The organism is Devosia sp. Soil_C_22 (genome assembly GCF_057657195.1).
Genome location: NZ_JBDGIY010000002.1, coordinates 378,814 through 399,661, shown reverse-complemented (window position 1 = coordinate 399,661; position 20,848 = coordinate 378,814). Strand labels below are relative to the sequence as shown.

Sequence of the window (20,848 nt, the reverse complement as noted above, 5' to 3'; positions counted from 1 at the left end):
AGAACACATCATGCAAGCCGATAGCTGGGAGGCCCTCCTGCCGCCCATGTTCGCCGCAGCCGGAATCGATCCGGGCGGCGGCCTGACCGTAGTGCCGCTGACCGGCGGCGTCTCCTCGGACATTGTACGCATTCAACTGAAATCGGGCGCGCAATACTGCGCCAAGCGCGCGCTGCAGAAGCTGAAGGTCGCCAGCGACTGGCGGGCACCCCTCGAGCGCAACCACTACGAGATCGCCTGGCTGCGCCGCGCGGGCGCCATCGTCCCGGGAGCGGCGCCCGCCGTGATCGGCGAAAACCGCGAACACGGCATCGCCCTGCTCGAGTATCTGCCGCCCCAGGATTATGTGCTCTGGAAGTCCGAGCTCCTCGCCGGCCGCGCCGACCCGGCCATACCCGTCGCCGTCGCCAATGCCCTCGGCCGCATCCACGCCGCAACGCTCAACGATCCGACCGCTGCCGCCGAGTTTCCCACCGACGACCTGATCGACGCGCTCCGCCTCGATCCCTACCTGCGCTTCACCGCCAGCCGCTATCCCGACCTCGCCGAACGCATCCTCGCCGTGCTCGCGACCACCGCCGGCACCAAGCTCGCCCTCGTCCACGGCGATGTCAGCCCCAAGAACATCCTCGTTTCGAAGCGTGACGGCCACCCCGTCCTGCTCGATGCCGAATGCGCCTGGTATGGCGACCCCGCCTTCGATGCCGCCTTTTGCCTCAACCACCTCGTGCTCAAATCCATCCACCTGCCGGCGCTCGGTGCTACACTCCTCGATCAGGCGCAGGCTTTTGCGGGCACCTGGCTCGGCCGCTTCCCGGCCGATCTCCGCGCCGGCCTCGACGCCCGCACCGCGGCGCTCCTCCCCTGCCTCATGCTGGCCCGCGTCGATGGCAAGTCGCCGGTCGAATATCTAACTGAAAACGCACGGCAAATCGTCCGCGAGCGGGCGGTTCCGTTCATCCGTACACCACCGAAAACCGTCATTCATCTGCTCGACAGTCTTCATTCATCCACCCCTCAGAACCGGTAGCCAGATATGTCAGCCATCCAGTCCATCCTCGGCCGCCAGGTCTGGGATTCGCGCGGCCGTCCCACCGTCGAAGTCGAGGTCACCCTGGCCTCGGGGGCGAAGGGTCGCGCCATCGCCCCCTCCGGCGCCTCCACCGGTAGCCGCGAAGCGCTCGACAAGCGCGATGGCGGCCCCCGCCTCGGCGGCTACGGCGTCAACGGCGCGCTGCATGCCGTCAACACCGAAATCGCCCATCGACTCAAGGGTTTGGACGCCGCCGGCCAGTCCGAGATCGACGCCGCCCTGATCGCGCTGGATGGCACGCCGCAGAAGACCCGACTGGGCGGCAACGCCATCGTCGCCACCTCCTCCGCCGTCGCCTGGGCTGCCGCTGCCGATCGAAAAATCCCGCTCTGGCAACACCTTAGGCACATTTCCGGCCTCGATCCCCACGAGCCCTTCACCCCCGCCCCGATGATCCAGATCTTCGGCGGCGGCCGCCACGCCGGCAACCGCATCGATATCCAGGATTTCCTGATCCTCGCCATCGGCGCCGACAGCTTCGCCGAGGCCACCGAGCAGATCGCCGAAGTCTACATCGCCGCCAGTAAGGCCATGGCGCAAAAGGGAAAACTCAACGGTGTCGCCGACGAAGGCGGCATCTGGCCGGACTTCTCCGCCAATGAGGAAGGCCTCGAATACCTCACCCGCGCCATCGAGCAGGCCGGCTTTACCCCCGGCCGCGACATCGGCATCGCCCTCGATATCGCCGCCACCTCCTTCTACGCCGACGGCGCCTATCGCCTCGCCCTCGAGAACCGCTCGCTCGACAGCGCCGGCATGGTCGATCTCATGGCAAGATGGGTCGCCACCTACCCCATCATCTCCCTCGAAGACCCCCTCGCCGAAGACGATGACGCGGGTTTCGCCGAAATCACCAGGCGGCTCGGAAAGTCGATCCAGATCATCGGCGACGACTACCTGACCACCTCAGAGTCCCGTGTTGCCCTCTCGGCAGCACGTGGTTGTTGTAATTCCGTATTGCTCAAATCCAATCAGTGCGGCACTTTAAGCGAATTGATTGCAGCAAGCAGCCGTGCCCGGTCGGTAGGTTGGAATACGATCCAATCCGGTCGTTCGGGCGAAAGCGAAGATGTAACGCTCAGTCATCTCGCCGTCGGACTCATGTCCGACCAGATCAAGGTCGGATCGATGACGCGCTCTGAACGCACGGCGAAGTGGAACGAGGTCATCCGGATCGAGCAGGACTGGGCGTCACCTGCATTCTGGAGATTTCGTCTGCCACGCTGACCGGAATTGACTATGTGGTTTGGGGGAATTGATTGGCATCCGGTAGCAAGAGGCGAAACGCGAACCGCCCAGTTCGCGTCGAGGACGTAGCCCGCGTCGCCGGGGTTTCCCCGATCACTGTGTCGCGTGCCCTGTCCTACCCCGAAAAGGTCCGCGAGGAGACGCGCCAGCGCATCCTGGCCGCGGTCGCCGAGACCGGCTACGTGGTCAACCACTTTGCCTCGTCGCTCCGTTCCGGCCGCTCCAGCATCGTCACGGTGTTCGTGTCGAGCCTGCTGAACCCGCATTTCGCTACCTCCATCCAGGGCATCGTCGAGGCCTTCGAGGGCAGCGGCTTCCACCTGATGTTCGCCCAGATCGGCTATTCCGAACTGGTCGAGGTCGACGTCGTGAACAACGCCATGCCCTTCCGCCCCGCCGGCGTCATCTTCACCGGCGTCATCCGGGCCGAAAAGACGCGGCAGCTGATCGGCCGGCTGGGCGTTCCGATCCTCGAGATGTGGGGCCACCACGACGAGCCCATCGACATGCTCGTCGGCTTCTCCAATGCCGAAGCCGGCCGCCTGATGGGCCGGCACTTCGGCCACCAGGGCTTCCGCCGCATCGTCTATAGCGGCCACACGACGGAGCGCGGCGCCGAGCGGATCGCCGGCTTCCGCGCGGGCCTCGAGCAGCACGGCGCCGAGCTCGCCCTGGTCCACCCGATGGAGGGCACACGGCGCATCAGCGACGGCATCCAGGCCTTCGACCAGATCCTCGAACATGTGCCCGACGTAGACGCCATCTTCTTCGGCACCGACATGCTGGCCACCGGCGCCATCATCCGGGCGCAGGAACGCGGCATCAGCGTGCCCGGTCAGGTTGCGCTCGCCGGCTTCGGCGGGCTCGATTTCACCGAGCACGTAAAGCCCTCGCTGACCACGCTCAACATCGAGGGCTACCAGATGGGCCTCAAGGCCGGACGGATGATGCTGTCCCGGCTGAACGGCGAAAGCGTCGGCGATCCGACCTCCAACTATCCCATCGAGCTGCTCGAACGGGACAGCACACGCCGCGTCAAAGGCTGAACGCACTGCCGTCTCGCCCATTGCAGCGGCAATTGCCGATGTTTATCATCGCCTGTGGTACGGTCCCCACAATACCAAGGAACGCCTGCCCAGCCGCACGGGCTTGGGCTAGGTAAGTTCTGACAAAGCACTTTCGCCTCGAGGAGATTTCGATGAGTTCGGGTAACGGCGCCGCCGGCGGCAAGAAGCTCAGGTCGCGCGCCTGGTTCGACAATCCGGATAACCCGGACATGACTGCGCTCTATCTCGAGCGCTATCTCAACTTCGGCATTTCGCGCGAGGAGCTGCAGTCGGGCAAGCCGATCATCGGCATCGCCCAGACCGGCTCGGACATCTCGCCGTGCAACCGCCACCACCTCGAGCTCGCCAAGCGCGTGCGCGAAGGTATCCGCGAGGCCGGCGGCATCGCGCTCGAGTTCCCGGTGCATCCGATCCAGGAAACCGGCAAGCGCCCGACCGCGGGCCTCGACCGCAACCTCGCCTATCTCAGCCTCGTCGAAGTGCTCTACGGCTACCCGCTCGATGGCGTCGTGCTCACCATCGGCTGCGACAAGACCACGCCCGCTATGCTGATGGGCGCGGCGACCGTGAACATCCCGGCCATCGCCCTCTCGGTCGGCCCGATGCTCAACGGCTGGTTCCGCGGCGAGCGCACCGGCTCGGGCACCATCGTGTGGAAGGCGCGCCAGATGATGGCCGCCGGCGAGATCGGCTACGAGCAGTTCATCGAGCTGGTGGCGTCCTCCGCGCCCTCGACCGGCTACTGCAACACCATGGGTACGGCCTCGACCATGAACTCGCTGGCCGAGTCGCTGGGCATGCAGCTGCCCGGTTCGGCCGCCATCCCGGCGCCTTATCGCGACCGCCAGGAGATTTCCTACCGCACCGGCAAGCGTATCGTCGAAATGGTGCACGAGGACCTCAAGCCCTCCGACATCCTGACCAAGGACAACTTCATCAACACCATCGTCGTCAACTCGGCGATCGGCGGCTCTACCAACGCCCCCATCCACATCAATGCCATCGCCCGTCATATCGGTGTCGACCTCGAGATCGACGACTGGCAGAAGCACGGCCAGAAGGTGCCGCTGCTGGTGAACCTGCAGCCGGCCGGCGAGTACCTGGGCGAGGACTACTACCATGCCGGCGGCGTGCCGGCCGTGGTCAACGAGCTGATGAAGCAGGGCCTGATCCGCGAGAACGCGCCCACCGTCAACGGCAAGTCGATCGGCGAGAACTGCCGCAACACCCCGATCCAAGACGACAAGGTCATCCGCCCCTTCGACAACCCGCTGAAGCAGGACGCCGGCTTCCTCGTGCTGCGCGGCAACCTGTTCGACAACGCGGTGATGAAGACCTCGGTGATCTCGCCCGAGTTCCGCGAGCGCTATCTCTCCGACCCGGCCCACCCGAACATGTTCGAGGGCAAGGCGGTGGTGTTCGACGGTCCGGAGGATTACCACCACCGCATCGATGATCCGTCGCTGGCGATCGACGAGCACACCCTGTTGTTCATGCGCGGCGCCGGCCCGATCGGCTATCCCGGAGCGGCCGAAGTCGTGAACATGCGGCCGCCGGATTACCTGATCAAGAAGGGCGTCACCTCGCTCGCCTGCATCGGCGACGGCCGCCAGTCCGGCACCTCGGGTTCGCCCTCCATCCTCAACGCTTCCCCTGAAGCGGCCGCAGGCGGCAACCTCGCCATCCTCAGGACCGGCGATCGCGTTCGCATCGACCTCAACAAGGGCTCCGCCGACATCCTCATCTCCGCCGAGGAGATCGCGGAACGTCGCAAGGCGCTCGAGGCCGCCGGCGGCTACAAGTATCCGGCGCACCAGACCCCGTGGCAGGAAATCCAGCGCGGCCTCGTCGACCAGCTCGGCTCGGGCGGCGTGCTGAAGCCGGCGGTGAATTACCAGCGCCTGGCACAGACCGCGGGACTGCCCCGCGACAACCACTAGACGACGACCAGAGGGCCAGCTTCAAGCTGGCCCTTTCCACTTGCGCGCCTGCCGGGAATGAGCCAACAAGCGGCCGCAATGTTTGACGAAATGGTGGGTTCGAGCGCACTATCGACCGCGCTCAAGGCGGGTGAGGGCTCGATGTCGGATATTCTGGACTATTGTAAGGGTCGTGAGGTCCACACCTTCCGGCCCGGACACGTGTTGATCACCGAAGGTGGCCAGGAGGGCAAGCTCTTCGTCCTCGCCGCCGGCCAGGTCGAAGTCCTGCGCAAGGACACCCAGGTCAGCTATATCGACGAGCCCGGCTCCATCTTCGGCGAAATGGCCGTGCTGCTCGACATGCCCTCGAGCGCGACCGTCAAGGCGCTGTCGACCATAAAAGTCTACATCATCGACGACGCCCTGAGCTTCCTCGGCGGCGCCCCGGAAGTCGCGCTCTACGTCGCCACCCTCCTCGCCCGCCGCCTCTACTACACCACCTCCTACCTGGTGGATCTGCAGCAGCAGTCCGAAGGCAAGCGCGACGACCTCGACCTCGTCGACAAGATCCTTGCCCAGCTCGTCGAACCCGACGAACAGAAGCGTGCCAAGCGGCGGTAACGCACCGGACTCTCCGTGATCCTCCCCCGCGGGGCGGGGGAGGGGGACCATCCGAAGGATGGTGGAGGGGGCGGCCACAAGCAACAAAACGTCATCAGTCACTGAGTCATCCCCGCGAAAGCGGGGATCTCTGTTTTGGCAGGCATCGGCGCTGCCTAAAACTCGATTGTCATCCCAGCGAAAGCTGGGATCCATCTCTCCGCCGGCACAATACGTGAGTTGGACCCCTGCTTTCGCAGGGTGACAGCCGGTGGTTGGGAAGCCCCTTAGGCCAGCCCCTTGGCCATCAGCGCCGCGTAGATGATCGCCGCATAGGTCAGCTGGTGCCCGATCTGGTCGAGCCCGTGCAGGCTCCAGAACCGGGCCGGATGCGTATCGATATGCACGCCGCGCGAATACTGGATCTTCGAGTAATCCAGCAGGTAGTGGATCACGAACTCGGCCACCACGATCCCGACTAGCCAGTCGGTCGGCACCCCAGCCAGCACCAGCACCACCGCCGTCAGCACCGCATGCGCCCCGGCATGCGCATAGCCGCCGATCTTGCGGAAATCGCCCTTGCCGATCAGTATCCAGCTCGGCTGCAGGAAATAGTCGGCGATGAAGTGCTTGAGCTCCAGCCCGATGAACAGCAGAAAAAACAGTGCGACCATTCGGTCTTGTCCTTGCGCCCTCGCTGCCGCCGCGGGCCCCGCGCCGGTTCTTCCCCCGCCAATGCTTGGCAAGATGCGTCCTCGGGTGCAAGCGCAGAGTTAGCCCACGTCAAAACGTGGTTTCGCCGTTGTTCAGCCACGGTTCAGCCAGCATGTGACACAGACCCCGCGCCGGCTGGAGGAAATCATGCTGAAGCTGCTCGGGATCCTGGCTTTCGTGCTCGCCGCACCCGTCGCGGCGCCGGCTTTCGCCGCATCCGGGACTGCGCTCGGCGTCGATCCGGCCGCGCGCGTCGAGGACAAGGCGGGCGCCAGGACGCTGGTGGTGGGCACCGACGTCTTCGTCGGCGATCGCGTCGTCACCGATGCACGCGGCCTCGTTCAGATCCGCTTTTCCGACCGCACCGAGCTGACCGTCGGCCCCAACTCGGCCCTCGTCATCGAGGATTACCTGCTGCGCGAGGATGGCTCGGCCGGCAAGTTCGCCATCAACGCGCTCTCCGGCACCTTCCGCTTCGTCACTGGTCGCGCCCCCAAGGACAGCTATGCGATCAGGACCCCGACCGGCCTTATCGGCGTGCGCGGCACCGCCTTCGACCTCAATTCCAGATCCGACCACGCCACGCTGCTGCTCTACCACGGCGCCGTGACCATGTGTAACAATGCCGGCCAGTGCGTGACCGTCGAGGACGTCTGTGACATCGGCATGTTCGATATCTCCGAGGCGGCGCTGCTCGGCAACGGCCTCGAGCTGCAAGGCGGCGACCGCACCTCGATGCGCGGCATGTTCCCCTGGGCGGTCGACGAGTCCCCGCTGCGCGGCGATTTCCGCGTCGATGGCGCCCGCCAATGCCTCAACCGCGCCCCGTCGGTGGTCGAGCGCGAGGAGCGGGAGCGCTCCGAGCCGCAGGAAAACCGCGGCGGCAATGACGATGGCGGCAATATCGACTTCACCCACGGCCCGTAGTCGTTGCTGACATGATGCTCCGGCGTATCCTCCCCATCCTCGCCGGACTGCTCGTCGTCCTCCTGCTGACGCTGCTGCGCATCGGCGACCCTTACCCCACCCAGGTGCTGCGCGAGATCGCCTTCGATTTCTACCAGCGCCTGCATCCCCGGCCCTCGGCCGATTTCCCGGTCCGCGTCATCGATGTCGACGAGCGTGCACTGTCCGAGCTCGGCCAGTGGCCCTGGCCGCGCGATCGCCTCGCCACCCTCGCCGACCGCCTCACCGAAATGGGCGCCGCCGCCATCGGCTTTGACGTGCTGTTCCCCGAGCCCGACCGCATGTCGCCCAGCCGCATCGCCGCGACCATCCCCGGCATCGACGCGACGACGCTGCCCGACTACGACGCCATCTTCGCCACCGCGCTCGGCCGCTCCCCCTCGGTCCTCGGCTTCTCGCGCACCACCTCCGGCCCGCCGCTCGCCGCCCAACCCAAGGGCGGCTTCGCCATCTCCGGACCCGACCCGAGCGAGGGCCTGCCCTTCCTCGGTAGCGTGGCCGCGCCGCTGCCGCAGTTGCGCGACGCCGCGCCCGGCCTTGCGGCGCTCAGCCTCAATTCCGATCTCGCCGCCGGCACCGTGCGTCGCCTGCCGCTGCTGTGGAGCAACGGCCAGCACATCTACCCCACCCTGTCGCTCGAATCGCTGCGCATCGCGCTCGGCATCGGTGCCGTCGTCGTCCTCGGCGACACCGCGGCCGCCGGCTATGTCGACAGCGTCCGCATCGGCGATTTCACCGTGCCGACCACTTCGCAGGGCGATCTCTGGCTCTACTACAGCCGCCCGCGCGACGACCTCATCGTCTCGGCCGCCGATATCCTCTCGCCCAGCTACCGCAACTTCGCCGACCGTATCGCCGGCAGCATCGTGCTGGTCGGCACCTCTGCCTCCGGCCTCCTCGACCTGCACAACACCACGCTCGGCGACAATGTCCCCGGTGTCACCATCCACGCCCAGGCCATCGAGCAAATCCTCGCCGGCAGCTACCTCACCCGCCCCGATTGGGTGATGGGCCTCGAGATCGTCGGCTTCCTCGCGCTCGGCGCCGTCCTCGTGCTGGTCGTCCTCACCCTGGGGCCCATTGCCGGGCTGTTCGCCGGCGCCCTCTGCCTCGGCAGCGCCATCGGTCTCTCCTGGTGGATGTTCATCACCCAGGGCATCATGCTCGATCCGAGCTATCCCTTTGTCGGGCTGACGCTGCTCTATCTGGCGCTCGTCTTCTTCCGCTTCCTTACTACCGAGCGGGCCAAGCGCCAGATCCGCCGCGCCTTCGGCTACTACGTTGCTCCGACCCTGCTCAGCGAGATCGAAAAGAACGGCGACAGCCTCAAGCTCGGCGGCGACGTACGCCACATCACCGTGCTGTTCTCCGACATGCGCGGCTTCACCTCGCTCAGCGAGCGCGTCGCGCCCGACCGGATCCTGAGTATCCTCAACACCCTGTTCGGTGCGCTCGGCGCCGAAATCGTCGGCCGGCTCGGCACCATCGATAAGTTCATCGGCGATGCCATAATGGCCTTCTGGAACGCACCCGTCGACGTGCCCGACCACGAGCGCAAGGCCCTGCGCGCCGCCCTAGGCATGCGCGAAAAGCTGGCCGAACTGAACCAGGCCGACGCCTTCCAGCTCCGCGCCACCAAGGCCCCGGTCGAAGCCCTCGGCATCGGCATCGGCCTCTGCTCGGGCGAAGCCCTTGTCGGCAACATGGGCCTCGAAACCCGCTTCGACTATTCCGCGCTCGGCGACACGGTGAACGTCGCGAGCCGCGTCGAGAGCGCCTGCAAGGAAGTCGGCTACGACATCCTCTGCGCCGACCCGACCGCCGCCGCCGTCACCGACTACGCCCTGCTCGAAGCCGGCGCTCTGGCGCTCAAGGGCAAGGCAGATCGCGTCGGCATCTACCTCGTCGTCGGCGACGACACCCTCGCCAAGTCCGGCGCCTTCTCGCTGCTGCGCGCGACCCATAACGAAGTGCTGGACGGCCTGCGCCACGGCCGCGACATCCGCGCCGGCATCGCCGAATGCCTGGCGTTGGCGAAGCAAGTCGAGCCCGGCCTCGAAAGCTTCTACGAAAAGCTCCCCACCCGCCGCGCCGACTTCGAGATCACCGCCACCATGCAGCCGCTGACGCCGGACGTGGTCGCGTAGCAGCCCACCGGCCTCTCCACGATCCTCCCCTGCAGTGCGGGGGAGGGGGACCGGCAAAGCCGGTGGAGGGGGCGGCCAAGCGCACCGCCGTCACCCATTCGCAGCCTCGCGCCCGCGGAAGGATGGATCCCTGCTTTCGCAGGGATGACACCAAGTGTATGCGGCACCATTGCGCCCACCCACCGGTCCCACCTCCCCCTTGATGGGGGAGGCAAGCGAAGCTTGTGAGCGAACTAGCGCAGCTCGGAGGGGGTGGAGCAACATGCGCCGTCTCCTGCGGAGTTCACTCCCCCGCATAAGCCTCGCGCATCTCCTCGATCTCCCCCAGCGCCTCATACAGCGGCCACCAGTCGTCGCGATCGGCGATCGGCGCCCACAGCGCCTCCATTTCCTCGATCAGCATCGTCCGCGGCACTTGCCGCGCGAAATACGGATGATCGAGATTGGCGTTCGCCGCCCGCGGATGGGCCCCGATCAAGCCGGACAGCGTCTCGAACGCCGTCCCGCGATAATGCTCCGCTACCGGGCTGCGCAGCGCCCGGCCGCCATCGCCGCCACGCCAGTCGAAGAAGAACTGCTCGAACGGCATCTGCGTCTCGTGGAGGAAGTTGAACACCTCCTGCACCAGCGCCGCATCCTGCTCGACGCCCAGCGGCGCGAGCCCCAGCCGATCCAGCACCGCTCCCCATACCGAGCGCTGGAAGGCCGGCCAGAACCGGTTCAGCCCCGCTTCCATCTCGGCATGCTCACCCAGCGGCAGCAGCACCTCGGCCAGCCGCGTCAGGTTCCAGGCCAGTGTGTCGGGCTGCTTGCCGAACGCATAGAGCCCCCACTCGTCGAAATAGGCCGCCGTGAAGTTCGGATCGTAGGTCGGCAGGAACCGCCACGGTCCGTAGTCAAAACTCTCGCCGGTGATGTTGATATTGTCGGTGTTGAGCACCCCGTGCACGAACCCCGCCGCGATCCACCGCGCCCCGGTCTCCGCCACCGCCTCGCTCACCGCACCGAGGAATTTTGCCGCCTGGTGGTTGTCCCCCTCCACCCATAATTCGGGGTAGTAGGCGCGCACCGAATGGTCGACCAGCACCGCCAGCCGCGCCTCTTCCTTGAGATAGCTCAGCCGCTGGAACGAGCCGATCCGCGTATGCCCGTGGCTCAGCCTCACCAGCACCGACGAACGCGTCGGCGACGGCTCGTCGCCACGCTGCAGTTCCTCGCCGGTCTCGATCAGCGACAGCGACTTCGACGTGTTGACCCCCAGCGCCTCGAGCATCGCCGTCGCCAGCACCTCGCGCACCCCGCCCTTCAGCGTCAGCCGCCCGTCTCCGCCTCGCGACCATGGCGTCCGCCCAGAACCCTTGGTCCCCAGGTCCATCAGCCGCCCGTTGCGCACATCCTCGAGCTGCGCGAACAGGAACCCGCGCCCATCGCCGAGATCCGGGTTGTAGGTCTGGAACTGATGCCCGTGATAGCGTAGCGCCAGCGGCTCCGGGAACGACCCCGGCAACGGCTCGAACCGCCCGAAATGCGCAACCCACTCCTCGTCGCTGAGCTGATCCAACCCTACCGACGCCGCCGCCCGCTGGTTGCGATAACGCAGGATCGTCTGCGGGAAGGCAGCAGCCTTCACCTTGTCGAAGAAGCCCTCGCCGAGTTCGGCATGGGTGGTGCGGGGTTTGAACGTCATGACCTGTGGCCTACCCCTCATCCGGCGCTACGCGCCACCTTCTCCCCGATGGGGAGAAGAATACCGAGAGTGCGGTGGCCACTCTATTCCTCTCCCCGTCGGGGAGAGGGTGGATCGGCCAAAGGCCGAGACGGGTGAGGGGCTTGGCCACGCCCCTCACCGCCGAAACACCCCAACCACCTCGACATGCGTCGAATACGCGAACTGATCCACCGGCGTCACCCGCTCCAGCCGGTATCCGCCCGCGATCAGGATCGCCGCATCGCGCGCAAACGTCTTCGACTCGCACGACACCGCGACTACCGTCTTCACCTTGGAGCGTGCGATTTCCCGCGCCTGCGCCTCGGCCCCGGCGCGCGGCGGATCGAATACCACCGCATCGAACGGGTTGAGCTCGATCGGCGCCAGCGGATCGCGGAACAGGTCCCGCACCTTGGCCTCCACCGGCTTCAACCCCTGCACGTGGTTCACCGCCTTGGTCAGTGCCGCGATCGCCGGCCGGTCGCTATCGGCCGCAAACACCCGCGCCCCCTCGGCGATCCGCAGCGCGAACGGCCCGGCTCCCGAGAACAGGTCCGCCACCTTCTTCGCCGCCCCGATCCCCTCGAGCACCAGCCGCGCCAAGGTCGCCTCGGCCGCTTCGGTCGCCTGGAGGAAGCTGAGCGGCGGCAGCTCCACCAGCGCCTTGCCCATCTTCACGGCCGGCGGGCACGCCATGAACACCGCCTCGCCATTGAAGGTCAGCCGCGCCAGCTTGTGCGTGCGCGCGAACTCCGCCGCCTGCGCCGGCTTGAACTTGCGCTCCGATTTCACGCTCAGGTCGAGTCCGGTGTCGGTCAGCGTAAAGCTCGCGTCGCAATCGCCGGCCAGCGCATGCAGCGCCCGCGCGATCCGCGGCGCCGCCTTGCTGAGGCTCGGCACCAGGATCGGGCAGGCATCGATATCCAGCACCTCGTGCGATTTCGCCCGCATGTAGCCGGCCCCGGCCTTGCGCACATGCAGCGTCGCCCGCCGCCGCCCCATCCCCGTGGCATCGACCAGCGGCTCGACCTCAGCGGCGACGTTCGCATGCGCCAGCGCCGTCACCACCAGCCCACGCTTGAACGCCGCGTAGGTGGCCGGCGCCATATGCTGCAGCGCGCACCCGCCGCAAGTGCCGAAATACGGGCTGATCGGTTCGATGCGGTCGGCGCTCGGCTCGATGATGCTGAGCACCGTCGCCCGCTCGCCCTCGACCGTCGCCTCCACGCGCTCGCCCGGCAGCGCGAAAGGCACGAACACACGCCCCGTGGCCGTCTCGGCAATGCCGTCGCCATGCTGGCCGAGCGAAGTGATGGTGAGTTCGGTCATTTGCCCGAACTAGCAGGGAAATGTGCCAGGCGTAAGCCCGCTCACTCCGGGCCTAGGCCGTTGGTCCGATATTCCCATGCAAGCAAACGATTAATACTGAAATCAAGAATCGGCGGTGTGGCGGAATTACACTAGTCCCGAACTTAATCGGCATGTCTCATCAACACGGGCGGCGACCTCGAATCTGATTCACAGTCGACGGCGCCCGCGATGTTCCGGTTCTGAAGTCTTGCGTTCACAGACGTACGGAGTCGTTTCGCAACACAGTGCCGGCCGCGCCGGTTACCGACGTGCACTGATCATGGGGGAGAAAAAGTGTGCTTCTGAGAATAACGGTAACGGTCCTGGCATTCGCTGCCACGCTCACCGCAGCCTTCGCGCAGGATGGCCCGCGCGCTTATCACCTGGTGCCTGAAGACACCAGGATCCTCAGCCTGACGACGACGATCCTGCATACCGAGAACGCCAACGGCGTCTTCGACGTCGCTGTCACGACGCCGAGCTACCGCCAGACTTTCGACCTGTTCGGCAATGTCGGCGCCATCCTGATCGGCATCCCGGTCGGCGGTGTGGACGCCGAGCTCGGCGGCGGCGTCGTCAATATCGATACGGGTGTCGCCCAGGGCGATCTCTTCGTCGGCGGCCTCGTGGGCCTCGTCGGTTCCCCCTCGCTGGGTCCGCTCGAATATTCGCAATACCATCCCGGCTTCCGCATGAGCCTGGGGGCCAAGCTCTACCTCCCCACCGGCGACTACGACCCCGACCGGATGGTCAGCCTCGGACAGAACCGCTGGTCGCTGCATACCGTGTTGCCGATCAGCTATGTGCTGGGCGACACCATGCTCGATCCGAACCTCACCACGTTCGAGCTCGTGCCCAGCCTTCACATCTTCGGCGACAACGACGATCCGTACGGCGCCGATGTGTCGAGCCAGGACCCGATCTTCGGGCTGCAGGCCCATATCACCCGCAATTTCGGCCCCATGGTCTGGGCCTCTCTCGACGGCAACTACGAAACCGGTGGCGAGACCTCGGTCAACGGCATCGCCCGCGACGACGCCCAGTCGGTCCTGGCGCTCGGCGCCACGCTCGGCATCACCTTCAACCCGGCCCTGTCGCTGCGGCTGAGCTACGAAGAGGTGGTGTACGCGAGCGACGCGGATACCAGCGGCCGCGGCCTCCAGATTACCGGCTCCTACCGGTTCTGATCGGGTCGGAGTTGGGCGGCCAAAGGGCCCCCTCACCCGCCGCTACGCGGCGACCTCTCCCCCAAAAGGGCGAGGTGGCGGAAAGGCAAGATCGCGCCACAACTCACCTCTCCCTTGGGGGAGAGGTCGGCCAAAGGCCGGGTGAGGGGGCCTTCTCCAGCAACGCCTTGACCGCTACGCCTCGCTCGGCTTGCCCGAAAGCCGCAGCCTGAACTCGGTGAGCCACTGCATGAAGCCCGGGTTACGCAGGCGCAGCGTCCTGAGCGCGCTGCGCATCCGGGCAATCAGCACGCGCGGCAGGCCCTTGAGGCTCAACGCGCGCTGCACTTCGAACAGCTCGACCTTTTCGGCCCCGAAACGCGACTTGTACTGCAGGTCGCCGACGCTGAAATCGAACATGTGCCAGCCCGCCGCCTTGCCGTGCTCGATGGTCAGGTACATTGCCACCAGCCCCGGCGAGAACGACGCCCATTTCTCGTCCGAAGTCATGGTCGGAATGAGCAGCGTGAAGCGGCCATGGCGCAGCAGCCCGTAGACCACCGCCAGCACCTCGCCATCCACCTTGAGTCCGCTCAGATGCACGATCTCGCCGGGATCGCTCGCCAACTGCCGGTAGAACGCGTTGACCCCCGGCTGCTCCAGGTAGTCCGAGCGCCCGAGGTCGGCGAACCGCGCCCGGCGCAGTGCGAACATCGCATCGAGCAACTCGTCCCGGCCGGAGGCATCGGTCGGGCAGACGAACTCCACCCGCCCCTGCTTCTGCAGTTTGTTGAGCTTGCGTTTGGCATCACCGCTCGATGGCTTTTCGTCGCGCGCGATCGGCATGATCGAGGCGCAATGCCCCATCGGCGACAGGAACTTTGCCGCCGTGAGCGCGTGGGACGCGCCATCATAGTCGAGCGGCACGTTGCGCAGCCGTGCGACATCCGCCGCCGGCAGCGCGCCCAGCACCGCCGACCAGATCGCGTCCGCCTCCTTGGGGGCGAGCAGCCGGTTGTCCGGAGTAACCGGCACGAAATAGTCGCTGCACCCGAGCCCGACGGCCTCGGCCACCCGCAGCCCGCCTTCGCGGCTCAGGGTGAACGGAAATATGGCCACCGGCGCGCCATCGGCATCCTCGACGCCGATCACCGCCAGCTCAGCGCCAAGCGCCGGTGCCGTCGTCGCCGCCAAAGTGGCGAGGAAGGGCCTGGTCTGGAATGCCGTCCGCGCCCAGCTGTCGAGCTCGTCGAGGAAGGGATCGTCCATCCCGCTCAGGCGCCGTGCGCGAAAACCCGTCAAAGCTGCCTCTTCCATCGGCCGGTCGACGGCACCTCCTTACAACGAATGGGTCGCGTGCTCGGTCAAAGGGTTGAAACTTGCTTAATATCGGCGACAGCCGCACTTACTCGGCCCGCAGGTCATACCGCAGCCGCGGCCAGTCCTCGCTCGCCAACCAGTCCTGCAGCAGCGACCGGAACGCCGCCTTGTCGGCCATCGCCCCCGTCTTCCACCACCAGAACACGTCCGCCGACTTCTCTCCGCTCAGCGACGGGTAGATGTAGAGGCACCCCAGATACGCGCCGGCCGCGTCCTCGATGACCCAGGTGAAGCTGCGCCGGGATTCGAACTCCCGCTGGTGCCAGGCGAGATCGAGCAGGTTGTCGTGCTTGGTCAGCCCCTGAGGCCAGGTCGAGTTCGGGTTGGCCGACTTGATGTCGGCGGCGCTGGCCATGACGGCCTCGAAATCCCGTTCGACATCGTCGACCGTCAGCACGCGCAGGGTGAACGCACCCAGCCCATGCACCGCCGGGATCGACCAGCCCTTGAACAGCGGATGCGGCCTCAATGCTTCCTCCCCACTCACCGGCCTCTCCGCAATCCTCCCCCGTTTACGGGGGAGGGGGACCGCCGCAGGCGGTGGAGGGGGCGGCCAAACGCGGCGGCCCTACCGGCTCACCTTCTCCAGCAAACTCGCGATCGAAAAGAACGGAATCCCCATCCGCTCGCTCAGCCCCGTCGCACAGGTCGAGACCGTCGACAGCCCGATCTCGCAGCCGTCCGGGATCTGTGCCTTGCCGAATCGCGTCGCATGCGCGTTGAGCTCGGGCACGAACAGCCCCTTGTCGCCGGCATAGCCGCAGCAGCTGATCGCATCGAGCACCACGACCTTGTCGGCAATCGCCGCCGCCAGGGTGTTGATCGCCTGCTGCTCCTTGAGCCGCTGTGCCGAGCAGTTGTGATGCACCGCCACCGCCGCGAGCTTGTTGGTGATCTTGAGCTTGGGCAGCACCTCGGCCAGCAGGAACTCCGCCGAATCCGCCACCGGCGACGCGCCCGGATGCTCGCGCATATGCTTGGCGCAGGTCGAGGCATCGGTCAGCACCGGATAGGTGCCATCCTCGGCCAGCCGGTCGATCTCGCCCCGCGTCTTCGCGCCCACCCGCTCGGCTTCCTCGGGAAAGCCCTTGGACTGGAACGGCTGACCGCAGCACTGGCCCTCCGTGTGCTCGGGTACCACCACGTCGTAGCCGACGCGCTTCAGCAGCTCGACCGTCGCATCGGTGGTCGGCACCAATCCGTTCTCGCTCGTCGCCGCGCCGAACATGCGCGTCGCACAGCTGGGGAAATACACCACCTTGCCCATCGGCGCATCCGCCACCGGTGCCACCTTCGGCGCTCCCGGCCCCGGTCGCAGCGCCGGCGACACGCGCGGCACCGCCCCGCCCGTCACCTTGCGGGCGAATCCCGCCAGCGCGTCGGTCACCCCGTTGCCAATGATGGTGCGCGAAAACGCCTGCGTCGCGACGCCGAACGACATGCCGCGCTCGAGCGCCACCGTGTGCGAACCCACCGTGTGGGCCAGCCGCCGGTCGCCATCCGTCCGCCGCCGTGCCCGCTCGCCGATCACCATCGTGCCGGTTTCGATGCCCACCGGGCAGCGCAGCGCGCACACATTGCCGGCCGCGCAGGTCGCGAGCCCCGCATATTCGAACAGCCGCTCCATCTCGGCCAGCCGCGCCGGATCCTCGCCCGTCGCCTTGAGCCGCGCCTTCTCGCGCGTCACCACGATGCGCTGGCGCGGGCTCATGGTCATGTGGTGGCTCGGGCAGGCCGGCTCGCAGAAGCCACATTCGATACAGAGGTCGACGATCTCGTCGGCCAGCGGCATGCGCTTCAAATCGTGCACATGCACCTGCGGGTCGGCATTCAGCAGCACCCCCGGGTTCAGCAGCCCCTCGGGATCGAACAGCGCCTTGATCCGGTGCATCACCTTGTAGGCGGTCGTGCCCCACTCGAGCTCGACGAACGAGGCGATGGCGCGCCCGGTGCCATGCTCCGCCTTCAGCGAGCCGCCATACTGCACAGAAACGAGGTCGCCCAGCGCGATCGAGAACTTGTCGAAGCGCTCGACCTCCTCGGGGTTGCCGAAATCGGCCGCCATCTGGAAATGCAGGTTCCCCGCCAGCGCGTGCCCGAACAGTACGCCGTCATAATACCCGTACTCGTCGAGGAGCTTCCGCATATCGATAACGAAATCGGCCAGCCGCTCCACCGGCCCCGCCACGTCCTCGGTCAGCATGGTCGTGCCCTTGGGCCGCGTCGCCCCGAACATCGGGATGAAGCCTTTGCGCATGTCCCAGAGCAGGTGCGCGCGCTCCCCGTCGCCATCGCCGAAATCGATGTCGGTCGCACCCTCTTCGGCAAGGATCGCGGTGGCGAGCGCGATTTCCTTCTCCAGCTCCTCCGGGCTCTCCGCCGACACGTCGACCAGCATGGCCGGCGAGGTCGGCGTGAAGAACTTCTCGTACGCCTTCATCACCGGCAGGTGCGCCACCGCCTCGAGCGCCCGGCGCTCGAGATATTCCGCCGAGGTCACCCCATGCGTCTGCTGCACCCCGCCATTGGCGAGCCGAGAGATCGCGCGGCCGCACGAGTGTGGATCAGGGAACGGGATCAGCCCCGTCACCTTGTACGGATGCTCAGGAATGGTCCGGTAGGTCACCTCCGACACGAAGCCGAGCGTGCCCTCCGAGCCGACGATCAGGTGGATCAGGATGTCGATCGGGTCATGGAAATCGATCAGCGCGTTGATCGAGTAGCCGACCGTATTCTTGATCCGGTATTTCTCCCGGATCAGCGCCACCAGCTCGGCATCTGCCATCACCTCATGGTGCAGCGCGCTCAGCCCCTCCAGCAGCTCGGCGTGCGACACCCGGAACGCCGCGACCGAGGCCGGGTCGCCCGAATCGAGCACCGTGCCGTCGACCAGCATCACCCTGAGCCGCAGCATGGTGTGGTAGGTGTTGTAGGCCACCCCGCAGCACATGCCCGACGAGTTGTTGTTCACAACCCCGCCGATCTTGCAGGTGGCCTGGCTCGCCGGATCCGGCCCGATCTTGCGGTTGAACGGCTTCAGCGCCTTGTTGACGTTGGCGACGATATTGGCCGGCCCCAGCGTCACCCGCTCGCCGCCCTCGTGCACCGTGAGCTTCCGCCACCCGTCGCCCAGCACCGCCAGCACGCCCTCGGTGATCGACTGGCCGCTGAGCGACGTGCCCGCCGCGCGAAACGTCAGCGGCAGCCGTTCGGCCCGCGCCGCTTCGATCACCGCGCGCACCTCGTCCTCGGAGTTGATGATCACCACCAGCGCCGGCACCAGCCGGTAGTGGCTGGCATCGCCCGAATAACCGTAGGTCATCACCGGATCGGTCATCATCCGGTCAGCCCGGATCACGCCCTCGAGCCGCCGCACCACACCCTGCGCGGCAGCCACGCGGTCCACCCCGATCGGGGCCATATCGTTCACGGAAACATCCACCCTTTGACTAGCGGCGGCATGTTAGGCCGTGACGCGGTCCGGCGAAAGCCGGGCTTGCGGCTCGTCCCACAATGCGGAAAAGGGCCCCGCCGCAGCGGAGCCCATCTCGCTCAGATATCGATGTCGGTCTCGTCCTCGCCGAGCCCGCGGCGGATATCATCGGCCGCCCGGCGCAGGATGTCGCTGACCCGCGCCTCCTGCTCCGGCCCGCGCTTCAGCGCGGCCTTGATCGCCTTCTTCAGCGCCTTGCGCGCCTCGTTCACTTCCGGCCCGACATCGGCGATATCGCGATCCGGCTCGCCCGGCCGCCGCCAGTGCCCATGGCCCGGATGCTCGTGGCCGCCATGCTCATGTCCCGGATGCGGCTGGTCCTCCTCGCCGAACCAGCGCCCTTCGGCAAAGCGCTTGCCCATGCCGCGCAACTTTTCGGCCTGCTCGGGCGTGAACGGAAAATCCGGGCTCGCCATGCGATCGCGCCACTGGTTCATGCGCGTGCCGACATTGCCGAGAAAATCGAGCGTCGACTCGATCGCCTCGCGATTGTCGGCCAGGTGCGTCCGGCCTTCGTCGGTAATGGTGTAGAGCTTCTTGTTCCCGTCCACCTGCGAAGTGACGTAGCCCGCCTCCTCGAGGAAGGTCAGCGCCGGATAGACGATGCCGGGGCTAGGCGAATAAAAGCCCTGCGACTTCTCCTCGATCGCCTTGATCAGGTCATAGCCGTGTCGCGGCTGCTGCTCGATCAGATACAGCGCCACGAGCCTGAGGTCGCCCGAGGCCAGCATCCGCCCGATGCGGAAATTGCCCCCGAAGCCACCCCACTCGCCACCCGGCGCCATATTGCCGTCGAACTGTCCGAAGCGACGAAACCCACGTCGCGCCATGGCTTCCATCCGCCGCCAGTTGCGGTCCCACCGCTCATCATGATGTCGCATCTTCTGCTCCAAGATATATCTTACGATACCCGCAAGATATGCTTCGGCCATGGCGGGCACAAGATAGCTCTCAAGATATATCTTACGTCAACAACACTGACCTTAGGCCTGCCGCTCCATGATCCTCCCCCGCGTGGCGGGGGAGGGGGACCAAGCGAAGCTTGGTGGAGGGGGCGGCCGAACTCTCCGCCCTGCGCCTCGACCCCTACCCCCGTATCGCCGCGATATATCTTTCCATCGACGCCCGCACCCGCGCCTTGCCGTCCCGCACCACCGTCCGGTCCCACCACGACGCGTACACCCGGTCGAACTCATAGGGCTCCACCGCGCCGACGATCTGGCGCACCGTGCGTTCCGGCAGCGGTATGAGGTTGGGGTAGGAATACATGAAGCTCACCCAGCGCGTATCCGGCACCACGGTGATCGTATCGCCGGTCAGCAGCACGCCCTTGCCATCGGCGCCCGGCCAGTGCAGCACGCTCGAGCCGACAAAGTGCCCGCCGCAGCGCACCAGCGTCACGCCCTGCCCCAGGTCGAACGTCTCGCCGTCCCAGTAGCGGATGCGGTCGGACGGCCGCATCACATACTCCCGGTTCGACGCGTGGATGTGGATCGGCACGTCCAACGCCTCGGCCCAGTCCTGCATCGAGGCATAAAAATGCGGATGCGAGATCGCGATCGCCCGGACCCCGCCCAGCTCCTTGATCCGCTGCACCGCCTCGTCCGTCACCAGCGGCGTCGATTCCCACAAAATCCCGCCGCCCGGCTGCTGGATCAGCAACATGCGCTGGCCGATAGCGATCGACGGCGTCGTACCGATCCCCACCATGCCCGGCTCCATGTCACGGAACTCGTTCCTGCGCTCCCCCTGCAGTTCGGTGAGCGTCGTCCACCGCTGCCCGCCCGCCCCGACATATTGCCGCTCGTCATCGCAGATGGCGCAATGGCGCGGCGGCGCCGCGGATGGCGCATGGGCAACGCCGCAGGTGACGCAGATGTAGGATTGCATGGATGATTTCCTCCGGTCATTGGGTGCTGTCCGGAGGAAGTGTTAGCGAAACTGGTGGCGGCTGTAAGGCCCCCTCACCCGGATCGCTTCGCGATCCGACCTCT

At 66.4% G+C, this 20,848-nt stretch carries 16 protein-coding genes; 8 read left to right on the top strand and 8 right to left on the bottom strand.

Annotation, left to right across the window (positions count from 1 at the left end; genetic code table 11):
• Positions 1-10: 10 nt before the first annotated feature.
• The 5 genes from AC3A6I_RS19030 to AC3A6I_RS19010 all read left to right on the top strand — a co-directional run bounded on the left by AC3A6I_RS19030 (position 11) and on the right by AC3A6I_RS19010 (position 5,951).
• Positions 11-1,030 (top strand): phosphotransferase family protein, encoded by a 1,020-nt coding sequence (locus AC3A6I_RS19030; RefSeq protein ID WP_487545441.1) that lies wholly within the window; start codon positions 11-13, stop codon positions 1,028-1,030.
• 6 nt (positions 1,031-1,036) lie between these two features.
• Positions 1,037-2,320 (top strand): phosphopyruvate hydratase, encoded by a 1,284-nt coding sequence (gene eno, locus AC3A6I_RS19025; RefSeq protein WP_487545440.1) that lies wholly within the window; start codon positions 1,037-1,039, stop codon positions 2,318-2,320.
• A 32-nt stretch (positions 2,321-2,352) separates the two neighbouring features.
• Positions 2,353-3,387 (top strand): substrate-binding domain-containing protein, encoded by a 1,035-nt coding sequence (locus AC3A6I_RS19020; protein WP_487545439.1) that lies wholly within the window; start codon positions 2,353-2,355, stop codon positions 3,385-3,387.
• Between the two features lie 152 nt (positions 3,388-3,539).
• Positions 3,540-5,348, top strand: coding sequence for an IlvD/Edd family dehydratase (locus AC3A6I_RS19015; RefSeq protein WP_487545438.1), 1,809 nt, complete (start codon positions 3,540-3,542; stop codon positions 5,346-5,348).
• A gap of 78 nt (positions 5,349-5,426) precedes the next feature.
• Positions 5,427-5,951: a Crp/Fnr family transcriptional regulator gene (locus AC3A6I_RS19010; protein ID WP_487545437.1), complete on the top strand. Its 525-nt coding sequence runs from the start codon at positions 5,427-5,429 to the stop codon at positions 5,949-5,951.
• A 266-nt stretch (positions 5,952-6,217) separates the two neighbouring features.
• On the opposite strand, the gene AC3A6I_RS19005 is transcribed toward AC3A6I_RS19010, so the two are convergent.
• Positions 6,218-6,604, bottom strand: coding sequence for a DUF3307 domain-containing protein (locus tag AC3A6I_RS19005; RefSeq protein ID WP_487545436.1), 387 nt, complete (start codon positions 6,602-6,604; stop codon positions 6,218-6,220).
• A gap of 187 nt (positions 6,605-6,791) precedes the next feature.
• Between AC3A6I_RS19005 and AC3A6I_RS19000 the strand changes: the two genes are divergently transcribed.
• Positions 6,792-7,571, top strand: coding sequence for a FecR family protein (locus AC3A6I_RS19000; protein ID WP_487545435.1), 780 nt, complete (start codon positions 6,792-6,794; stop codon positions 7,569-7,571).
• A gap of 11 nt (positions 7,572-7,582) precedes the next feature.
• Entirely contained in the window at positions 7,583-9,757 is a 2,175-nt protein-coding gene (locus AC3A6I_RS18995) for a CHASE2 domain-containing protein (RefSeq protein WP_487545434.1), read from the top strand.
• A 283-nt stretch (positions 9,758-10,040) separates the two neighbouring features.
• On the opposite strand, the gene AC3A6I_RS18990 is transcribed toward AC3A6I_RS18995, so the two are convergent.
• Together AC3A6I_RS18990 and AC3A6I_RS18985 are read right to left on the bottom strand one after the other, a co-directional pair.
• Entirely contained in the window at positions 10,041-11,444 is a 1,404-nt protein-coding gene (locus tag AC3A6I_RS18990; RefSeq protein WP_487545433.1) for a protein adenylyltransferase SelO family protein, read from the bottom strand.
• A gap of 156 nt (positions 11,445-11,600) precedes the next feature.
• The gene (locus tag AC3A6I_RS18985; protein ID WP_487545432.1) at positions 11,601-12,794 is read right to left on the bottom strand and encodes a class I SAM-dependent RNA methyltransferase; all 1,194 of its coding nucleotides are present in this window, start codon (positions 12,792-12,794) and stop codon (positions 11,601-11,603) included.
• Positions 12,795-13,111: 317 nt separating this feature from the next.
• Between AC3A6I_RS18985 and AC3A6I_RS18980 the strand changes: the two genes are divergently transcribed.
• Positions 13,112-14,002 (top strand): transporter, encoded by an 891-nt coding sequence (locus tag AC3A6I_RS18980; protein ID WP_487545431.1) that lies wholly within the window; start codon positions 13,112-13,114, stop codon positions 14,000-14,002.
• Between the two features lie 174 nt (positions 14,003-14,176).
• Here AC3A6I_RS18980 and AC3A6I_RS18975 read toward each other — a convergent pair whose 3' ends face one another.
• The 5 genes from AC3A6I_RS18975 to AC3A6I_RS18955 all read right to left on the bottom strand — a co-directional run bounded on the left by AC3A6I_RS18975 (position 14,177) and on the right by AC3A6I_RS18955 (position 20,744).
• The gene (locus AC3A6I_RS18975) at positions 14,177-15,250 is read right to left on the bottom strand and encodes a GNAT family N-acetyltransferase (protein ID WP_487545430.1); all 1,074 of its coding nucleotides are present in this window, start codon (positions 15,248-15,250) and stop codon (positions 14,177-14,179) included.
• Between the two features lie 136 nt (positions 15,251-15,386).
• Positions 15,387-15,830 carry a hypothetical protein gene (locus AC3A6I_RS18970; RefSeq protein WP_487545429.1) on the bottom strand — a complete coding sequence of 148 codons (444 nt, stop codon included), beginning with the start codon at positions 15,828-15,830 and terminating at the stop codon, positions 15,387-15,389.
• A gap of 99 nt (positions 15,831-15,929) precedes the next feature.
• On the bottom strand, positions 15,930-18,782 hold the full coding sequence (locus tag AC3A6I_RS18965; RefSeq protein ID WP_487545683.1) for an FAD-binding and (Fe-S)-binding domain-containing protein: 2,853 nt from the start codon (positions 18,780-18,782) through the stop codon (positions 15,930-15,932).
• 131 nt (positions 18,783-18,913) lie between these two features.
• Positions 18,914-19,735 carry a PadR family transcriptional regulator gene (locus AC3A6I_RS18960; protein ID WP_487545428.1) on the bottom strand — a complete coding sequence of 274 codons (822 nt, stop codon included), beginning with the start codon at positions 19,733-19,735 and terminating at the stop codon, positions 18,914-18,916.
• Between the two features lie 205 nt (positions 19,736-19,940).
• Complete coding sequence (locus AC3A6I_RS18955; RefSeq protein ID WP_487545427.1) at positions 19,941-20,744, bottom strand: MBL fold metallo-hydrolase; 804 nt, start codon at positions 20,742-20,744, stop codon at positions 19,941-19,943.
• Between the last annotated feature and the right edge of the window lie 104 nt (positions 20,745-20,848).